Source organism: Desulfobacula sp., assembly GCF_021107415.1.
In genome coordinates this window covers 1-18,321 of record NZ_JAIOSW010000468.1, presented here as the reverse complement: position 1 = coordinate 18,321, position 18,321 = coordinate 1, and the positions used below count along the sequence as shown (strand labels likewise).

At 41.7% G+C, this 18,321-nt stretch carries 20 protein-coding genes; 11 read left to right on the top strand and 9 right to left on the bottom strand.

The window, feature by feature from the left end:
* Positions 1–163: 163 nt before the first annotated feature.
* The 6 genes from K8S13_RS23550 to K8S13_RS23525 all read right to left on the bottom strand — a co-directional run bounded on the left by K8S13_RS23550 (position 164) and on the right by K8S13_RS23525 (position 5,131).
* Positions 164–892 (bottom strand): amino acid ABC transporter ATP-binding protein, encoded by a 729-nt coding sequence (locus K8S13_RS23550; RefSeq protein WP_291466170.1) that lies wholly within the window; start codon positions 890–892, stop codon positions 164–166.
* 24 nt (positions 893–916) lie between these two features.
* Positions 917–1,570 carry an amino acid ABC transporter permease gene (locus K8S13_RS23545; RefSeq protein ID WP_291466169.1) on the bottom strand — a complete coding sequence of 218 codons (654 nt, stop codon included), beginning with the start codon at positions 1,568–1,570 and terminating at the stop codon, positions 917–919.
* Position 1,571: 1 nt separating this feature from the next.
* The gene (locus K8S13_RS23540) at positions 1,572–2,240 is read right to left on the bottom strand and encodes an amino acid ABC transporter permease (RefSeq protein WP_291466168.1); all 669 of its coding nucleotides are present in this window, start codon (positions 2,238–2,240) and stop codon (positions 1,572–1,574) included.
* A 79-nt stretch (positions 2,241–2,319) separates the two neighbouring features.
* Positions 2,320–3,123, bottom strand: a complete 804-nt coding sequence (locus tag K8S13_RS23535; protein WP_291466167.1) for an ABC transporter substrate-binding protein — start codon at positions 3,121–3,123, stop codon at positions 2,320–2,322.
* 75 nt (positions 3,124–3,198) lie between these two features.
* A complete protein-coding gene (locus tag K8S13_RS23530; protein ID WP_291466166.1) occupies positions 3,199–4,374 on the bottom strand; it encodes a saccharopine dehydrogenase C-terminal domain-containing protein in 1,176 nt (391 codons plus the stop codon).
* Positions 4,375–4,477: 103 nt separating this feature from the next.
* Positions 4,478–5,131, bottom strand: coding sequence for a GntR family transcriptional regulator (locus K8S13_RS23525; RefSeq protein WP_291466165.1), 654 nt, complete (start codon positions 5,129–5,131; stop codon positions 4,478–4,480).
* 294 nt (positions 5,132–5,425) lie between these two features.
* Between K8S13_RS23525 and K8S13_RS23520 the strand changes: the two genes are divergently transcribed.
* The 4 genes from K8S13_RS23520 (at position 5,426) to K8S13_RS23505 (ending at position 9,539) form a co-directional block, all read left to right on the top strand.
* Entirely contained in the window at positions 5,426–6,439 is a 1,014-nt protein-coding gene (locus K8S13_RS23520) for an amino acid ABC transporter substrate-binding protein (RefSeq protein ID WP_291466164.1), read from the top strand.
* 66 nt (positions 6,440–6,505) lie between these two features.
* Positions 6,506–7,666, top strand: a complete 1,161-nt coding sequence (locus tag K8S13_RS23515; protein WP_291466163.1) for an ABC transporter permease subunit — start codon at positions 6,506–6,508, stop codon at positions 7,664–7,666.
* Between the two features lie 3 nt (positions 7,667–7,669).
* Positions 7,670–8,779 (top strand): amino acid ABC transporter permease, encoded by a 1,110-nt coding sequence (locus K8S13_RS23510; protein ID WP_291466162.1) that lies wholly within the window; start codon positions 7,670–7,672, stop codon positions 8,777–8,779.
* Between the two features lie 37 nt (positions 8,780–8,816).
* Complete coding sequence (locus K8S13_RS23505; RefSeq protein WP_367172859.1) at positions 8,817–9,539, top strand: amino acid ABC transporter ATP-binding protein; 723 nt, start codon at positions 8,817–8,819, stop codon at positions 9,537–9,539.
* 25 nt (positions 9,540–9,564) lie between these two features.
* Here the strand turns inward: K8S13_RS23505 and K8S13_RS23500 are convergent, their stop codons facing one another.
* Entirely contained in the window at positions 9,565–9,942 is a 378-nt protein-coding gene (locus K8S13_RS23500) for a type II toxin-antitoxin system VapC family toxin (RefSeq protein WP_291466160.1), read from the bottom strand.
* On the bottom strand, positions 9,939–10,199 hold the full coding sequence (locus tag K8S13_RS23495) for a type II toxin-antitoxin system Phd/YefM family antitoxin (RefSeq protein WP_291466159.1): 261 nt from the start codon (positions 10,197–10,199) through the stop codon (positions 9,939–9,941). The genes K8S13_RS23500 and K8S13_RS23495 overlap by 4 nt, the downstream gene beginning before the upstream one ends.
* 80 nt (positions 10,200–10,279) lie before the next feature.
* On the opposite strand from K8S13_RS23495, the gene K8S13_RS23490 reads away from it, so the two are divergent.
* Complete coding sequence (locus tag K8S13_RS23490; protein WP_291466158.1) at positions 10,280–10,507, top strand: hypothetical protein; 228 nt, start codon at positions 10,280–10,282, stop codon at positions 10,505–10,507.
* Here the strand turns inward: K8S13_RS23490 and K8S13_RS23485 are convergent.
* On the bottom strand, positions 10,504–11,892 hold the full coding sequence (locus K8S13_RS23485) for a sigma 54-interacting transcriptional regulator (RefSeq protein WP_291466157.1): 1,389 nt from the start codon (positions 11,890–11,892) through the stop codon (positions 10,504–10,506). The genes K8S13_RS23490 and K8S13_RS23485 overlap by 4 nt on opposite strands.
* A 235-nt stretch (positions 11,893–12,127) precedes the next feature.
* Between K8S13_RS23485 and K8S13_RS23480 the strand changes: the two genes are divergently transcribed.
* The 6 genes from K8S13_RS23480 to K8S13_RS23455 form a co-directional block, all read left to right on the top strand.
* Positions 12,128–12,364 carry a sulfurtransferase TusA family protein gene (locus K8S13_RS23480; RefSeq protein ID WP_291466156.1) on the top strand — a complete coding sequence of 79 codons (237 nt, stop codon included), beginning with the start codon at positions 12,128–12,130 and terminating at the stop codon, positions 12,362–12,364.
* A gap of 35 nt (positions 12,365–12,399) precedes the next feature.
* Positions 12,400–13,314: a hydrogenase 2 operon protein HybA gene (hybA, locus tag K8S13_RS23475; RefSeq protein ID WP_291466155.1), complete on the top strand. Its 915-nt coding sequence runs from the start codon at positions 12,400–12,402 to the stop codon at positions 13,312–13,314.
* Positions 13,314–14,510, top strand: a complete 1,197-nt coding sequence (gene nrfD, locus K8S13_RS23470; protein ID WP_291466154.1) for an NrfD/PsrC family molybdoenzyme membrane anchor subunit — start codon at positions 13,314–13,316, stop codon at positions 14,508–14,510. Before hybA ends, nrfD begins: the two co-directional genes overlap by 1 nt.
* A 170-nt stretch (positions 14,511–14,680) precedes the next feature.
* Positions 14,681–16,528 carry a tetrathionate reductase family octaheme c-type cytochrome gene (locus K8S13_RS23465; protein ID WP_291466171.1) on the top strand — a complete coding sequence of 616 codons (1,848 nt, stop codon included), beginning with the start codon at positions 14,681–14,683 and terminating at the stop codon, positions 16,526–16,528.
* A gap of 361 nt (positions 16,529–16,889) precedes the next feature.
* Positions 16,890–17,561, top strand: coding sequence for an ABC transporter ATP-binding protein (locus tag K8S13_RS23460; protein ID WP_291466153.1), 672 nt, complete (start codon positions 16,890–16,892; stop codon positions 17,559–17,561).
* A gap of 18 nt (positions 17,562–17,579) precedes the next feature.
* Positions 17,580–18,321: ABC transporter permease (locus K8S13_RS23455; RefSeq protein ID WP_291466152.1), on the top strand; the 742-nt coding region annotated here is incomplete at its 3' end.

The following is an 18,321-nucleotide window of genomic DNA, read 5'->3' as shown; positions in this document are numbered from 1 at the left end:
TGCAATAATTACTTCATAGTGACATTTATCCATCAAGTAATTGGCCATTGTTTTAGTCATTAACCCGGCTCCAAGAATCAATACTTTTTTCATTTTAATTTCCTGTTTATTAAGAGTTAAATGGAACCGGTTTATTGACAGTTCTGATTCTTTCAGCTATTTTTTAATGGGTCAGGATCTTACTGATAAATTCCGCAGCCCGGTTGGTTTGAGGATTATCAAAAAAATCATTGGGTGTGCCGGTTTCAACAATCTTTCCTTCATCCATGAACAATACTCTATGGGCCACTTTTTTGGCAAACCCCATTTCATGGGTGACCACACACATGGTCATGCCCTCGGACACCAGGTTAACCATAACATCCAGGACTTCTCCGATCATCTCAGGATCAAGAGCGGAAGTAGGTTCGTCAAAGAGCATGATCTTGGGAGACATGGCAAGGCCCCTGGCAATAGCAACCCGCTGCTGCTGGCCGCCGGACAGTTGGGCTGGGTAGGAATCGGCTTTATCAGTGAGCCCCACACGCTCCAGTTTTGCCATGGTAATTTTTTCGGCCTCAGCTTTGGCAAGCTTTTTCACGTTTATCGGTGCCAGCATGACGTTCTGCATTACAGTCATGTGGGGATACAAATGAAATTGCTGGAACACAAACCCAATCTCGGCCCGCAGTTTGGTAAGATTGGATGATTTTTCATGCACAGGAGTGTCGTTGACAATGATCTTGCCTTTCTGGATTTTTTCAAGGCGGTTGATGCATCTGATCAGGGTGGATTTACCCGAGCCGCTTGGACCGCAAATAACCAGGACCTCGCCCTTTGGCATTTTAAAGTTGATATTATTCAACACATGAAGCTTGCCAAACCACTTGTCCACATTTTTAAATTCTATCATATTTGTTTTGGTCCTTATTTTTAATTAAACTGCCATTTTCCGTTCCAGGTAATTGGATAACAGAATCAGAGGATATGAGATCACAAAATACAGGGCTCCGACCAGTGAAAATACCATGAGCCCTTCGGGAATCCTGACCACGGTCACCCATCCCACCCGGGTCAGTTCCATAACCCCGATCACCGACACAACAGAAGTGTCTTTAATCAAAAGAACATATTGGCCCACAAGCGGTGGCAAAATCACTTTCATGGCCTGGGGCACAATGACCAGGCGAAGCTGTTGGATCAGGGTGAGCCCGGATGAGGTTGCCGCCTCCCACTGACCCTTGGGAATGGAATCAATTCCGCCTGCCACAATTTCACAGATAAAGGCAGATCCCATGATGGCCATAGCCAGAAGAGCAGCAGGAAAAGCATCCAATTGAATTCCCCATTCCGGAAAGATAAAAAAGATGATAAAAATCTGGACCACAAAGGGAGTGCCTCTAACAAAGGCGACATAGACTCCGACAAGGCGTTTTAAGATAATATTGTTACTGGATCTGAAAATACCTAAGATAAATCCGATCACAGTACAGGTCACAAGGCTGATAAAGGCGATTTTACTGGTCATCCACAGGCCTTTAAGGAAAAAAGGAAAGATCTCCACAAGTCGGCTGAAATAAAATGCCATCATATTAATATGCCTCCCTGAAAATCAATTTTCGCTGGGACCAGTCTGCCAAAGCTTTGAGACAAAAATAAATAACCATATAAAAGAATGCCACGGTAAGAAAGGCTTCTGCAGGCATGAAACGTTCGGATGTCATGGTCTGACCGCACCGAGTTAGCTCTGCCACCGAGATCAGGGAGAGCAGGGCCGAGTCCTTGACCAGGACAATGTTCTGACCCAATAGCGGGGGAATTGTGACTCCCAGGGCCTGGGGAAGAATGATGAACCGCATTCTCTGGACATAATTCAAACCCGATGAGATCCCGGCCTCGATCTGACCCTCGTCCACGGAGTTGATCCCGGCCCGGATAATTTCTGCAATATAGGCCCCTGAATTGAGCATCAATGCAATGATTCCAGTCTGGAGTTCGGGAATTCTAAGCCCCAGGGTGGGAAGCCCGAAATAGAGAAAATAGATCTGGACCAGAAGAGGTGTGGACCGGATAATTTCAATATAGGCTATGGCAGGATACTTAATGGTTTTAATACTTGAAATTCTGCAGGCACAGGCAATGATCCCGGTTGCAAGGGCAAGGGCAATGGATACAACAGCAATGAAAAATGTGGATCTCAGCCCGGTTAAAAACAGGGGCAGATATTCGAATATGATCCTGAAATTAAAATCAACCAGCATGGCGCCATCCGTTTTTTTATGGGTGTGCGCCCAAAGGAAAAATAGAGGGCGCACACCATTATTTGATTCTATTTACTTTCTAATGATCTTTTTTCCACTCTATGCCTTCCATCCAATAGGCAATATTTTTATCATAGGTGCCATTGGACCGGATAGTTTTAAAATAAAGATTGATCCACTGCCACAGGTTTACAGAGTCATGGCGGATTGCAAAGGCAAGGGGATCCATACCCTGTCCCAGGCGTTTGTCCAGCAGCCGGATGGAGTTGGGGGGGAAATCCGGAAGCACAGTGAGAACCGCCAGGTCATCATTGACACCGGCGTCCACATGGCCGGCAATCAGGGCCTGAACAACCATCCTGCCGCCGCCTTTATAGGATTTGATCTTGGCATTGGGCAGGTATTGTTTGGCAATGGTTTCACCGGTGGAGCCCAAAAGAACCCCGACTGTTACACTGGGTTTATCCACATCTTCAAGGGTCTGATAGCTGGCACCGGTTTTAGTAAAAATACAGGGCTGAACATAAATCCAGGGATCTGCAAAAGAAATTTTAAGGGCTCGTTTCAGGGTGGGGGTCATATCAGCGGCCAGAATGTCGGCTTTTCCGGATAAAAGAGCAGGAATCAGACCATCCCAGTCAAAATCAAGAATTTTAATCTTGACACCCATGCTGTCAGCCATTCCCTTGGCAAACTCAACCATGGAGCCCGTATGTTCCCCGTGTTTGTCAATAAAGGCATAGGGTGCTGCTCCGGACTGCACTGCCACGCGGAGTTCTCCCCGTTTAACAATTTCGCTCAAAGTCCCGGCAAAACTTATACCGGTTAAGAACAGTGTCACCACAACGGCGAGGACAATTGAAACTAATTTTTTTTGACTCATGTTTTTCTCCTTTTTTCGGGTTAGTATTATTCGTTCAACGGTAAAAACCGCAGATTCCTGTTGTTGATCCTCTTCTCAGCCTGTTATTTCCTCCATTTGTTCCATTATCACTATTCCTCTTTTCTTCAGACGTTCCATAAAAGGCGCCACTGGAATATGGGTGATGGGAGACAAAACTCCTTTCTCTTTTATCTCACCTCTGGCAATCATCTTTGCCACAATACAGGCAGTATAGGCAACTCCCTTGCTCATGGCCATGATACCTGTTTCAAGGTCCCGCTCAATGATCATGCTGGAAGTAAATCTCATTTTTTTATTGTTTTTTTTACCTTCAAAAACATTGATCATGGCGACAAGATCTTTTTCATCATCTTGAAAGGCCAATTGGGGTCCCAAATGTTTTTCCATAAAATCCATTGGAGACACTGTGCCGTCAAGGCCTTGTATCGGGTCTTCACTTAAAAAGCCCAGTTCCTTGAGGGGCCGCCAGAAAGCACTCCATCCCGGCCATCGAAGGGAATATCTGCCTGTGTTAACAATTGTCTGTGTCAACCCCATGCGATCGGTGAAAAAAACCGCATCCCCGTTGGGAATAGCCTCAAGGGTGCCAAGATCAGGGAACTCGATTTCATGGACAAAGGATTCATCATGTTGTCTGATACCGGGGATCTCTATGATCTGCCCGTCCTTGATGATCTTTGCGTCCCGCATGGTGGAACTCAAGACCCCCCGCCAGATCCAGGACAGCTTGTAATTCAAGGGATTGGTACATGCCTTTTTTTCCGGGAATCCGCCGCAATAGGAATTGATCACGGACAGGCTGTCAAACCGGTTTCTGGCATCACCGTAAATCACAAGATCGATTCCAGGATCCAGCCCGCACTCGGGCATGATGGTGATGCCGGCCTCTTTTGCCTTTTTATCAAGGGCTTCGGGGTGATACATATAATTGGTATTCACCACATGTACCTTTGCTTCCAAGGCCGCCTCATTGACATGGGTCTTGAAGTCTTTTGGCAGAAGATCAATGACCACATCCACTTTTCGGTACAGATCCAACAGATCTGATTTATTCTGGGCATCAATTTTAGCAGTGGTTATTTTTTCCATATCTGTAAAGTCTTTAATCTTTGACAATTCATCAAACCGGATATCTGCGCAAATAATTTCAGAAATATTTGTATCTGATGCCAGATCGTACAAGGCGGTTCTTCCTTGAATACCACACCCGCCAAGAACTAGAATTTTCATGGTTTCCTCTTTTTATTTTTTTTTATATTACAGGCTAAATCTTTCTAATGTATACATTTGGTAATTACACTTTACCCTGCTGCTGCTTTGCTTTCTCCATGTTCTACAGTTTTACAAAAAGCTGCTCAAATGTTGTCCGGACATGCTGTCTCATCAAGTTTCCAGCTTTTTCCTCATTTCGGTTTTCAATGGCCTCTACAATCTGGATATGTTGTTTGGGACTCGTTTCCTGAATCCCGGATACAAGGGCACCGGTATAATAATCATCATAAAAAAATATATAGGTATGAGAACGGCAAAAGCTGTGTCGGCAATACTTCTCCAGGTATTTGTTCTGACTGATCCTGGCAATGCCCATATGAAATGCCATATTAATATTAACATAATCCATCTTGGAAAAATTCTGGTACAGCTCTTTTTCCTCTTTAATCAGGCCCCATAAAAAATCAATATCCTCATCCGTGGCATGCCTGGCCGCAGAACTAGCAGTCAAACCTTCTATATTTTTCCTTACAAAAAAAACATGGCGTGCGTCTTCAGAGCTGACAGGTGGAATAAAGCAGCCTTTTTTTTTCTTTTTATCCAGAAAACCTTCAGCCACCAGTTGTCCCAAGGCGTGTCGGACAGGGGTCCGGCTCAGATCCAGGGCCTTGGAAAGCTCTGTCTCAAGCAGGAAATCCCCTATCTTGAAATGATTTTCCAGAATTAATCGAATGATTGAGGTATATGCAAATTCTTCTAGATTTTCTTTTGACATTGAGCCTCTCATAAAAAACGTTAATGTACACATAAGTTGATTATTCTTTTTTTGTCAAGTATTTTTAATCTATTTTTTTTAAAACACCAGTTTATCAGTATATAAAAAATAATGGTTTTCTTATATTTTTCCTATACTTCTTGACAAGAAGAAAGTTCTTATCCTAAATAGAAGCTCTAAGTTTTATTATTAATTTGATAAACAAAAAAAAATAGGGTTTAATCAAACTTTCATAGTATAATGTAAGTTGAATTTACTGGTTTGTTTATTAACTAAAAAGAGGAGGGAAATACTTTGAAAAAATTAATGGTTATTATTGCTCTATCACTTATCATGATGGTTTCTACGGTCTGGTCCGGTACACTTCAAGATATTCAGAAAAAAGGAGTTTTGACGTGTGGTATCAGTGAAGGTGTCCCGGGATTTTCAATTCCCGATTCCACAGGACAATGGAAAGGGTTTGATGTTGATATGGCAAGAGCCGTAGCAGCAGCCGTTTTGTCAGATCCGCAAAAAATTAAATTTGTTTCTCTGGCATCCAAACAAAAAATTATTGCCGTATCTTCCGGTCAGGTAGACCTGACTTCCAGAACAACCACCTGGACTTTGAAAAGAGATGCAAAGCAAGGTGTTGACTTCACTAAAATTGTTTTTTATGACGGTCAGGGATTCATGATTTCCAAAGCCCTGGGTGTGGACTCGGCAACAAAAATTGATGGTGCTACCGTATGTGTAACAGCCGGTACCACATCTGAACTGAATCTTGCTGATTTTGCAAGGCTTCACGGCCTTAAAATAGAAGTCCTTGTTTTTGACGGTAAAAAAGAGGCTCTCAATGCCTATGCCACAGGCCGATGCGACTGTTTTACCACTGATGTAAGCCAGCTGGCTTCTTTGAGAACCACCCTTGCCAAGCCGCAGGATCACAATATCATGCCGGAAGTCATTTCAAAGGAACCCCTGGCTCCTCTGGTCCGACATGGAGACAACCAGTGGAAAGATATTGTTACCTGGGTCATTAATGGGCTCATCGCAGCTGAAGAATATGGTATTACTGCAGCCAACGTTCTGGAAATGAAAGAAAAATCTAATTATCCCGTTATTCAGCGTATGCTTGGCAAATCCGGCGATACCGGCAGCTATCTTGGACTTGATAAAGACTGGCTGGTTCGGGCAATTCAGGCAGTCGGCAACTATGGTGAAATATATGATCGCCATTTCGGACCTTCAACAAAGCTGAACATTCCACGGGGTGTCAATAAATTATGGACCCAGGGCGGACTTCAATACGCATTGCCTATCCGATAATTTTTTTCATTTAACACATTATAGGGGGGCGAATATGCCCCCCTGATTTTAAGCAAGGCATATCTTTTGAAACCATCGGTATTTTCATTCTCAAAACCCTTTGTTACAACCTTGATGCTTCAAGCAGCTGTCATCGGCATAATTCTTTATGCTGCACACGGGCTCCTGGTCAATACACAGGCAAATCTTGAAGCCCGCAACATTGCTTCGGGTTTTGGTTTTTTATCTTTAGAATCCGGGATGCCCATCAGTAATTCTCTGTTGCCATACTCTCCAGCAGATTCTTACGGCTTTGCTTTTTTTATCGGCATTATCAATACCCTTTATGTTGCTTTTTTTGGTATAATACTTGCCACATTGATAGGAATTTTAATTGGTGTTGCCAGGGTTTCCAATAACTGGCTCATATCAAAACTTGCAGAAATATATGTTGAAGTATTAAGAAATATTCCTTTACTTCTTACCCTGTTTTTCACCTATACCATTGCCCTTGCCGCATTGCCGATTCCTAAAAAGAGCCTGATGCCCTTTGAAGGTTTTTTTTTGAACAACAGGGGGATTTACCTCCCTAGACCCATACCTGAATCAGGCTTTTTGATTGTTTGCCTGGCCGTTCTGATAGGCATTATTGCCGCATTTATGATTCATTGGTTTGCAAAACGACTTCACCGGGAAACCGGGCGGACTATTCCCTCATTTACTTTGGGGTTGATCGCAATGGTCGCAATTCCTGCTATTGCATGGTGGCTGACCCGTGGCCCTATCGCATGGGAATTTGCTGTACTAAAAGGGTTTAATTTTCAAGGCGGTTTAGTCATTCGTCCTGAATTTTCAGCTCTGATGATAGGATTGGTATTATATACAGCCGCTTTTATCGGTGAAAATGTCAGAAGTGGCATTCAGTCTGTGGACATGGGTCAGATTAATTCATCCAAGGCCCTTGGATTGACCACAGGCCTCACCATGAGAAAGGTCATTCTGCCCCAGGCGCTGCGGGTGATTATTCCTGCTACTACCAATGATTACACAAGCCTGGTTAAAAACAGCTCTCTGGCTGTTGCCATTGGTTACCCTGATATGGTCTCTATCGGAGGTACCATTATTGGCCAAAATGACCAGGCAATAGAAATTATTGCCATGTGGATGGGGGTTTATATGACCATCAACCTGATGGTATCAATGATCATGAACTGGCTGAATGCAAAAGTTCAGCATATTGGCAGGTAAACCGTGACAACTTTATCTGATGCCGGCATAGAAATACAGGTTTTTAAACCCATGCCTGACCTTCCTGCACCTTTGGAATCCGTTGGTATCATCGGCTGGCTTAAAGGTAATCTTTTTAGCAGTAAAATTAATTCTTTGCTCACGTTTGCTGCGCTTTTCTTTTTATGGAAAACTCTTCCACCGTTGCTTTCCTGGACAATTATCGATGCCACCTGGAGTTTTTCTTCACATCCATGCCCCACAGAAAAAACAGGTGCCTGCTGGACATTTATTTTTGTAAAATTCAGGGTGCTGATGGTTGGACTATATCCTCAAGAATTATTGTGGCGCCCGATTCTGACCTTTGTAATTTTTGGCGGTGTATGTGTATTAACCGCCCTTAGAGTGCTTCAGACCAAACTTTTGATTACACTCTGGTTTTTTCTACCCCTGCCGTTATTTTTTCTGATCAATGGCGGAATGGGTATTGAAACTGTAGAACAATCCTTATGGGGCGGTCTGATGTTGAGCACAGGACTTGCTGCCATTGGTATTATTATGTCCATACCTCTTGGCATATTGCTGGCTCTGGGTAGGCGATCAAGCATGGTCGTCGTAAAATCACTTTGTATCGGTATTATTGAATCCATACGAGGCGTTCCCCTAATCACCATTCTATTTATGGCCTCTGTTATGTTGCCTATTTTTCTGCCCCAGGGAATGAGCATCAATAACCTTTTACGGGTGCAGATCGGTATCATACTATTTTCCTCCGCCTATATTGCGGAAGTGGTAAGGGGAGGACTCCAGGCCATTTCTCAAGGGCAGATCGAAGCTGCCAGTTCTCTTGGGCTCAAAAACTGGACCATCACCTGTTTTATTGTTCTGCCCCAGGCTCTGCGCCATGTTATCCCATCTCTTATCGGTCGCTGTGTTGCACTCTTTAAAGATACATCCCTTGTGATCATAGTCGGACTGCTTGATTTTTTAGGGATGATCAAAGCCTCTGCGCAAGACCCTGATTGGCTTGGATATGATGCAGAAGCCTATGTTTTTTGTGCGCTGATATACTGGATTATCTGTTTTTCCATGAGCCAGTATGGCAAATCCATTGAGCATCACAATCAATGGTAATAATTGGAGAAATTAAATGAATCAACTGAATAACCCTATTATTGAAATTACAAATTTAAACAAATGGTTTGGTAATTTTCATGTTCTTAAAAATATAAATATGACTATACATAAAGGTGAAATCATTGTCATATGTGGCCCCTCAGGATCTGGAAAATCAACGCTTATCCGTTGTATAAACAGAATTGAAGAGCATCAAAAAGGGAAAATAATTGTTGCGGGAACAGAGCTGACAGGTAAAATGAAAAATATTGCAGATGTCCGTAGAGAAGTGGGTATGGTGTTTCAGACTTTCGATCTTTTTCCCCATCTGACGGTTCTTGAAAACCTCACACTGGCTCCTGCCTGGATTCTTAAAATGCCTCAAAAAAAGGCAGAAGAACTTGCCATGACACTTCTTAAGCGAGTACAAATTACCGACCAGGCTTTTAAAATGCCGGGTCAGCTTTCTGGTGGTCAGCAGCAACGTGTGGCAATCGCAAGAGCCTTGTGCATGAACCCCAAAATTATGCTGTTTGATGAGCCTACATCTGCCCTGGACCCGGAAATGGTAAAAGAGGTTCTTGATGTTATTAAACAACTTGCCCATGATGGAATGACCATGTGTGTGGTAACCCATGAAATGGGATTTGCAAAACAGGTTGCCAATAGAATACTATTCATGGATCAGGGTGAAATTGTTGAAGAAAATCACCCTGATAAATTTTTCATAAGCCCGAAATATGACAGAACTCAACAATTCTTAAGCCAGATTATTTAAATCATCTTTCTTCTAAGAAAGTTAATCATGCCTTGAGTGTCTGTACCTTGTACCTGGCCATTAACTCATCCCGAGTTACTAAAATTAATTTTTCAGTGATTGCCTGGGCAATCAATATCCTGTCAAAGGGGTCTTTGTGAATATTTGGTAATGTTCCTGCAAGTTGTGCATGATCAAAGTTGATGGAAAGAGGAGTAAAACGATGCAGCTTGATTTCTTCAATCAGGTTATCTGGTGTTTCAAGCTTGCCAAGATTTTTTTTAATGCCAATTTCCCAGACAGAAGCAGCACTTACAAAAACCATGTTCTCTGGATCAATAATACTGGTTGCAGCAATCTTGGAAAGTGCAGGGTTATTTTCCAGCGCCCATATTAAAACATGTGTATCAAGAAGAATATTCATGTTTGTGGAGGAAAAATAGATGAATTATAAAATTGATCAATGATCTTTTCATCAATTTCATCAAAATCCTGAGCAATTTTCACCTTACCTTCCCAGCTTCCACCAAGCTTGCGGGGTAAATTATTTTTTTTGAAAGCCGAGAGAATAGCAACAGGTTTCCCTGCTTTGCCTATAACAATTGATTCTCCAGTTTCCTGAATTGTTTTTATCAAATAAGACAAACTTGCCTTTGCTTCTGAAATATTAGTAATTTGCATGATAAACTCCTTTTTAGCAACGATTTACTGTTACTTAGTTTAGTCTGGTCTGGTCTGGTTGTCAATATAAATTAAAGATATTGCCTAGGGAAGAAGGATTCTTAATTGCATCCATTGCTGTTATTCATATTTATGTCGCACATCTTGCTGTTGGCGGTGGACTGTTTTTAATACCGGCTGAAAAAAAGGCATATAAAAGTAATGACTCTTTGATTCATACCTTTGTCTTTGGTGAATCAGAGGCAACCGGAGATATTCGTGCAATAATTTTATTCCCTCGCTCTAATTCCACAATTATTCCTTTTTAGACGGACAAGACCTTTTTAAGATCAATGCCGTACTTTCTCATGCGGTTCCATACGGTTACCCTGTTGATATTAAGAATTTTTGCCGCCTTTGTCTGGTTTCCGTTTGTCTGTTTAAGTGCTTGGATTAATAGTAATTTTTCATTGGGCAGAATTTTATCTTCAGTTAATTGAAGAACCGGGGAGGGGGGTATTGCCGTACTAATCTTTTTGGGCAAATGCTCTAAATGAATAGTGGACCCTTCAGTGGTGACAAAAGCATACTCCATTGCATTTTTAAGCTCCCGGATATTTCCAGGCCAAAGGTAATCCATAAATAATTCCATGGCATCATGACTCAACCCATTAATTGTTTTACCGGTTGTCATGTTTAACCGATAGATAAAAGAATTGATTAATAAAGGGATATCTTCCTTTATATCTCTTAAAGGCGGTAGATGGATCGGTATGACATTAATTCTAAAAAAAAGATCCTGTCTGAACTCTTTTTTTTCTATTAATTCATCAAGATCTTTGTTTGTGGCAGTAATAATTCGTACATCGGTTTTGATGGATGAAATATCGCCTACTCTTTCAAAACAGCCCGACTCAAGGACTCTTAAAAGTTTGGTCTGAATAGACAATGGGATATCACCGATTTCATCCAGAAAGAAATCGCCATGGTTGGCGGCTTCAAATCGGCCAATACGATTGCCGTATGCACCTGTGAATGCACCCTTTGTATGTCCGAACAATTCACTTTCCAGGACTGCTTCATTTAATGCAGCACAATTGAGTTGAATAAAAGGACCATTTTTTCTGGAACCGCATAAGTGGATGGCATTGGCTACCAGTTCTTTCCCGGTTCCGCTTTCACCCAGAATAATAACAGGCGCATTGCTTTGAGCAGCTTTTCTTACCATGTCAAATACAATCTGCATTTCAGATGATTTGCCCACCAGGCCCAAAAAGTCATTTTTCTGGTCACATTGTCTGGAAAGGATATGAACTTTTTCATCCAGTTTGGTAAGCTCGGAGATATCGGTTAAAGTTTCCACAACGCCAAGTGCTGTCTGGTCTTCATCATATAGTATGGATGCATTTTTTAAAACCGGTAAAAAACTGCCGTCCTTGCATTTGACGAGACAGCGGCATTTTTTCATATCCTGCCGGCCTTCAAATAATTTGCACCATGCAGTTTCTTTATCCGTCTGCATGATCTTTTCACAGGCATCACAGCCTAACATTTCACAGGACATGCCAATGGCTTCTTTTGAGGTATATCCTATAAGTGTTTCAAAGGCTTTGTTGACCATTAGAATAGAACCCTCAGGACCGATTAACATTAATCCATCGTTAATGGTATTCACTATTTTTTTCCAGAAAATATTCATTTCATGGTCATCCATGTGTTTTCCTCTCAAATGCCTGTTTAATCGTTTAAACAACTGTTAAAATAGTAATAGCATTTTAACAGTTGTTTAAATACTATTTAATCTATAAATAATCAACCCAAAGTTTAAAACTAATTATTTTCTATAAAAACAATAACTTATACAAAACATCATTTTTCATGCCTTCAACGGTATGCCTGTTGCAAATATCATTATATTATAATTTTATATTAATAATTGGAGATTAAGTATGGCATCAAAAATTGTATTGGATCTTAGAGGAGTCATTTCACCTCTTAATCTGCTCAAATGCAAAAGCCGTCTTAAATCCATGGAACAAGGGGATGTTCTGGAGGTTATGCTGGCAGATATTGATGTGATACAGGATCTGATAATGATCGTTAACCGATCCCGTGATGAAGTAGTCTACAAAAATAAAAATAAGGATTATATCTGTCTTGGAATAAAAAGAGGTAAAAAATTTTAAATATAATTAGATGTTGAATATAAAAAGGAGGGAAAATGCAACTTAGTAGACGGAATTTTTTTAAATTCATGGGAGCAGCCGGTGCATCTGTTACTGCACTGCCCACATCTGCCAGTGCATGGGAGTCAAAGGCGCCGCCTGATCCTTATGGATGCCTGGTGGATTTGACCCGGTGTGTTGGCTGTCGTAAATGCGAAGAAGCCTGTGCCAAGGTGAACGACCTGCCCACACCGGAACGGGTTAATTGTCAATGTACAATATTTGACAAAAAAAGAAGGCCTGATGACAAGGCTTTTACAGTGGTAAACCGATATTTTACCGGTAAACTGGATCAGTTTGACAAGCCGTCACCAACCTATGCCAAAGTTCAGTGCATGCATTGTCAGGACCCGGCCTGTGTGTCAGCCTGCATTGATGGCGCATTGACCAAAGACGAGACCGGAACAGTCAGATATAATGTTAACAAATGTATTGGATGCCGGTATTGTATGGTGGCGTGTCCTTTTGAGATTCCCGCCTATGAATATCATAACCCAATCACACCCAAGGTAATGAAATGCACGTTCTGCTATGACAGGATATCTAAGGACGGTGGTATTCCGGGTTGTGCAACCATTTGTCCAACGGAAGCGCTGACATTTGGAAAAAGAAATACACTCTTAAAGGTTGCCAAAAAAAGGCTGAAAGAAAATCCAGGCGTATATATCGATCATGTATATGGTGAAAAAGAAGTCGGTGGCACATCATGGCTTTATATTTCTTCTGTACCATTTGAAAAAGTAAACCTGCCTCTGTTGCCGGAAAAACCCATACCCAAACTTTCCGAAACCTTACAGCACTCGCTGTTCGCCTTTCTGTGGTCCCCCATAGCACTCTTTGGGGTTTTGGGAGCTGTCATGTACAAATCAAATAAAATTCAGGAAAAATCACAAAATAAAGGAGGCGCCTGATGGAAACAAGTCCTTTAAATAAAAAATTCTGGACACCCGGCGTTCTTGTTATGCTGGTTTTCATGATAGCAGGCGCTATTTCCATTATTGCAAGATTTACCGGCGGCATCGGGTATGTTACCAATCTTACTAATGCCAGGCCCTGGGGGCTCTGGGTGGGTGTGGATGTGGCTACCGGTGTTGCCCTTGCTGCGGGTGGATTTACAACTGCTGCCCTGGCCCACCTTTTGGGAAAGCATCATTATGAACCCATTACACGGCCGGCACTTTTAACGGCTGCCTTGGGATACACTTTTGTTGTATTAGGTCTCCTGGTGGATATCGGGCGTTCCTGGGCTATATGGAAACCCATGTTTAACTGGAACCAGCATTCAGCTCTTTTTGAAGTAGCCATGTGTGTGATGGTTTATCTGCATGTGCTGTATATTGAATTTATTCCCATAGTTGCAGAGCAGTTTAAAGACAGGGTGAATCTTCCGGGTCCTTTATCTGTTTTTAACGGATTGATTGAGATGATTTTAAAACGGGCTGATGCAATATTGGATAAAATTATGTGGATATTCATTATTCTAGGAATTGTATTGTCCTGCATGCATCAATCGAGTTTGGGGACGCTGATGCTGATTGCTCCTACCAAACTTCACCCGCTGTGGTATACACCCATTTTGCCCTTGTTGTTTCTTACATCAGCCTTTGCCGTTGGGTATCCAATGGTGGTTTTTGAAACCACCCTTGTTACTTCTTCATTCAAGCTGGATTCAGAGATGAATATTCTGGCTCCGTTAACACGGATTACCATTTTCCTTTTGGGGGCCTACATGTTTCTCAAACTGGGTGATATGTTTATCAGGGGAACCTATGTCTATCTTTTAGACGGGACCCATCAGACCAATGCCTTTATTGTAGAAATGATTTTCGGCGTAATGGTACCATGGGTTATGCTTCTCTTTGAAAAGGTCAGAAATTCCAGGCGAGGTGTTTTTACAGCCGCATCTTTGATTGTCTTCGGTGTGGTGCTTAACAGAATCAATGTATTCATCGTAGGATATAAACCGCCATTGGCTGACACTGGGTATTTTCCAGCAATAGGAGAAATTTTGGTCACTTTAGGACTCATTGCAGCCCTGATGTTCGTTTATAGATTCGTTGTGACTTATCTGCCTGTTCTGCAGGCACCCAAGGAGGTATCGTCGTGATAAAGAAAATTATTTTCTTCGCAGGCCTGGTGATCCTGACGGCTGCTCTTTGTACGGCAGAGGTCTGGCAAGCGCCGGATCAGGAAAAAGCAAAGGAAAGGGCAAAGGAGATCGTCCCGTTCATCAAAGAATACAAGGACGACTGCCAGATTAATCGAAAGATATGTCTGATGGATGCAGGGATTTCCATAAAGGATGTGACAGACGTCCATTTCCTGCTGGACAGCCCCATCATCAAAAAAAGAGAGGATCATTACGGACCTGTCCGGTTTGCCCACAAACGGCATGCAGCTCTTACCAAAGACTGCAGCAAGTGCCATCATTACCGGCCAAAAGATGAGAGTGAACTTGAAACAACACGGTGTTCAGCCTGTCATCAGGATTCATTTAATCCGGATCATCCGGAGCGAATCGGCCTTAAAGCGGCTTACCATCAGCAATGTATGGAATGCCACCAGGAACAGGCCAAAGGGCCGGTTGACTGCAAAGGTTGCCATTTGCAGAATGTGCCGGATCATAAAGAGCTGGTAAAACTGCCGGACAATGCTGATCCGTTCCAGGTAACCAAAGAATGTTTGCGGTGTCATGATACACAGGCGGAAGATATGCTTACAACTGCTCACTGGTTATGGAAAGGCCCTTCTCCCTATACAACGGGTCATCGAAAGGATGTCATGCATGGCAAGGGCACGACGGCCCTGAACAACTACTGAATTAGTCCCATCAGCAACGAGGCTCGTTGCACAAGTTGTCATGCAGGATATGGTTGGAAAGATGATACCTTTGATTTTACAGATAAAACAAAAATGGATTGTTTAATATGCCATGATACCACGGGAAAATATAAGAAAGATCCTCCGGGAGCCGGCATGCCCAAAAAAGATGTTGATTTAAAATTTGTTGCTCAGAATGTCGGTCATACAAGTCGTGCCAGCTGCGGTTCCTGCCACTTTAATGGTGGCGGAGGAGATGCAGTTAAGCATGCGGACATGTCAAGACAGTTGTTAAAACCAAGCCGAAATTGTGATATTCATATGGGGGGATATGATTTTTCCTGTACCGAGTGTCATAAAACAAGAAACCACAAGATTGCCGGCCGAAGTTCATCCGTACCGGTTGCCGAGGGCGAGGTAACCTGCCAGCAATGTCATTCAGATGAACCCCATTATTGCGGGAGTCTTCTGGATCACCATTTAAATAAGCATGCCAAAACCCTTGACTGTAATGTCTGCCATGCACCGGTTTTTGCAAAATGTAAACCCACCAAGACCTGGTGGGACTGGTCCAAGGCAGGGGATAAAAAACGCAAGCCGAAAAAAGATAAATACGGAAAGCCTGATTATAATAAGAAAAAAGGTGAATTTAAATGGGAAGAGTCTGCCGTACCTGATTATGCCTGGAGTTCAGGATATATGAATCGTATTTTCATTGGCGATACGGTTGATATCAATAAGGATATTATTAATCTGACCGAACCCGTAGGTTCCATGAATGATCCTAATTCTAAAATTACACCTTTTAAGATTATGAAGGCGATTCAGGCAGTTGATGCGGATCATGATTATTTTCTTATTCCCCATCTGTTGCCACGCGACAAGGAAGATACGACAGCGTATTGGAAAAATTTTGATTGGGAAAAAGCGTTCCAGGACGGTATGGATGCTGTCGGACTTGACTACAGCGGTTCATACAAATGGAAAGAAACCTGGATGTACTGGCGCCTGGATCACGAGGTAATGCCGAAAGAGATGTCATTGTCCTGTGTTCAGTGTCATGACAGTCTTAAAGGGGATAAAACATGTAATCGGTGCCATCGAGATAATCGTGAAGTTGATTTCAAAAAGATTGCCCACAAAGGGACAGACTTTTCCTATATGAAATCCCAGGGAAGAGATGTGGAACATTTGATTGATAAAACTGATTATATTAATTTTAAAGCTCTGGGATATAAAGGTGATCCCATTATCCATGGCGGCCGCTTTACAAGACTGCCCATGGGGTTTGAAAAACATGAATAGATAAATTCTTTATTTATTTTGCCTTAAACCTGCTATACAAGCTGAATTTTGCTTGTATAGCAGGTTTTCACAAGACGGCAACTTCCTCCCACCCTTGATTCTGAAAACGAATGGAAATTTCAATATTCTTGCTATAGAATGTTATATGTGAATGGGTAGTTTGTATACAGATGGATATAAAATCATGTATAGAAAGTATCCAGTTCGTATATATTTAAATCTTTACTTGTTATAATAAAATAAATATTATTCTTTATTTCAATATCTTATGATATTGTAACCCGGAGTGGTATATTTATTGCTGTAATTTTGAATATAAATCAAAACAATACATAAAAGGAAAATTTAAAAGGAGACGGTTATGGCTCTAGTTCAAATCGAAAATGTTTCAAAAATATACCAGACAGGTGATATTGAAATTGCAGCTTTAAGTGATATTAACCTGTCCATAGAAAAATCAGCGTTTGTTTCCTTTGTTGGCCCCTCAGGGAGTGGAAAAACAACCATGTTAAATTTGATAGGCTGTCTTGATAAACCGACTCAAGGAAAAATTCTTGTTAACGGCAAACAGGTTGATAGTTTTAGCCGTCAAAAAAGAGCCGCCTTCCGGGGAGATGTAATCGGGTTTATTTTTCAGTCCTTCAATCTATTCCCTATTTTGACTGCTTACGAGAATATTGAATATCCACTGGTTATGATCAAAAATGAACCGGCAGACAAAAGAAAAGAAATGATTCTTAATGTCCTTGATTCCGTCAGTATGCTTGACCAGAAAGATAAATTTCCAGATCAATTATCAGGAGGGCAAAAACAAAGGGTTGCTGTTGCAAGAGCCCTGGTCACTCAACCAAAACTGGTTATGGCTGATGAGCCCACTGCAAACCTTGACAAAAAATCTTCCTTAAATGTGATTCGTCTGATGCGGGATATGAAAGACAAATTCGGCACCACCTTTATATTTTCCACCCATGACCCTCGAATTATGGAAGAGGCGGAAATATCATATACACTTGATGACGGGAAACTTACATAGACAAAAGGAGAAGAAAAAATGATCCGGATATTTAAAATTGCGCTTCGTAATCTCTTAAGATACAAACGAAGAACCCTGTTAACCTCCATTTTAATTACCTTTGGTATTGTACTTGTGATTCTTTTTTCCGGCCTGGTCGGTTCTTTTAAAACCATGATGATAGGACAAATCACGGATTCAAACCTGGCACAAATGCAGATTCATAAAAAAGGCTATGTTTCCTCAATTGATACCATGCCGTTAGATTTGACATTGGATACAAAGCGATATAAAAAAATTGAAGAATTACTTTCAAGTCATAAAGATGTATTAGCTTGGGCACCCAGGATCAAGCTTAATGCCATGTTAAGCAACTTTACCGACACCACCAATATCCGATTGAATGCCATAAACCCTGAAAAAGAGGTCTTGGTCTGTCCTGATGTGGGGAACCGGATGACATTTGATAAAAAAAGAGATCTCGAGGTATTGTTGAATCCGGGTGAGGTGATTATTCCTGAAAAACTGGTCAAGGGGATGAACCTCAAAATTGGTGACCCAATAGTGCTGGTTGCAAATAACAAGGACGGCAGTGTGAATGGGTTGAACTTTAAAATTGCCGGTATTATTGAGACGATGCTAGGTCCCCAGGGTAAAGAGGGATATATGCATATAAAAGATGCACAGGAACTCCTGCGCATGGATAAACCCGAAGTGATTGAGGTGGCTTTTCGATTACATGATTTTGATAAACTTGAAAAGGTATATGCAGATCTTTTTT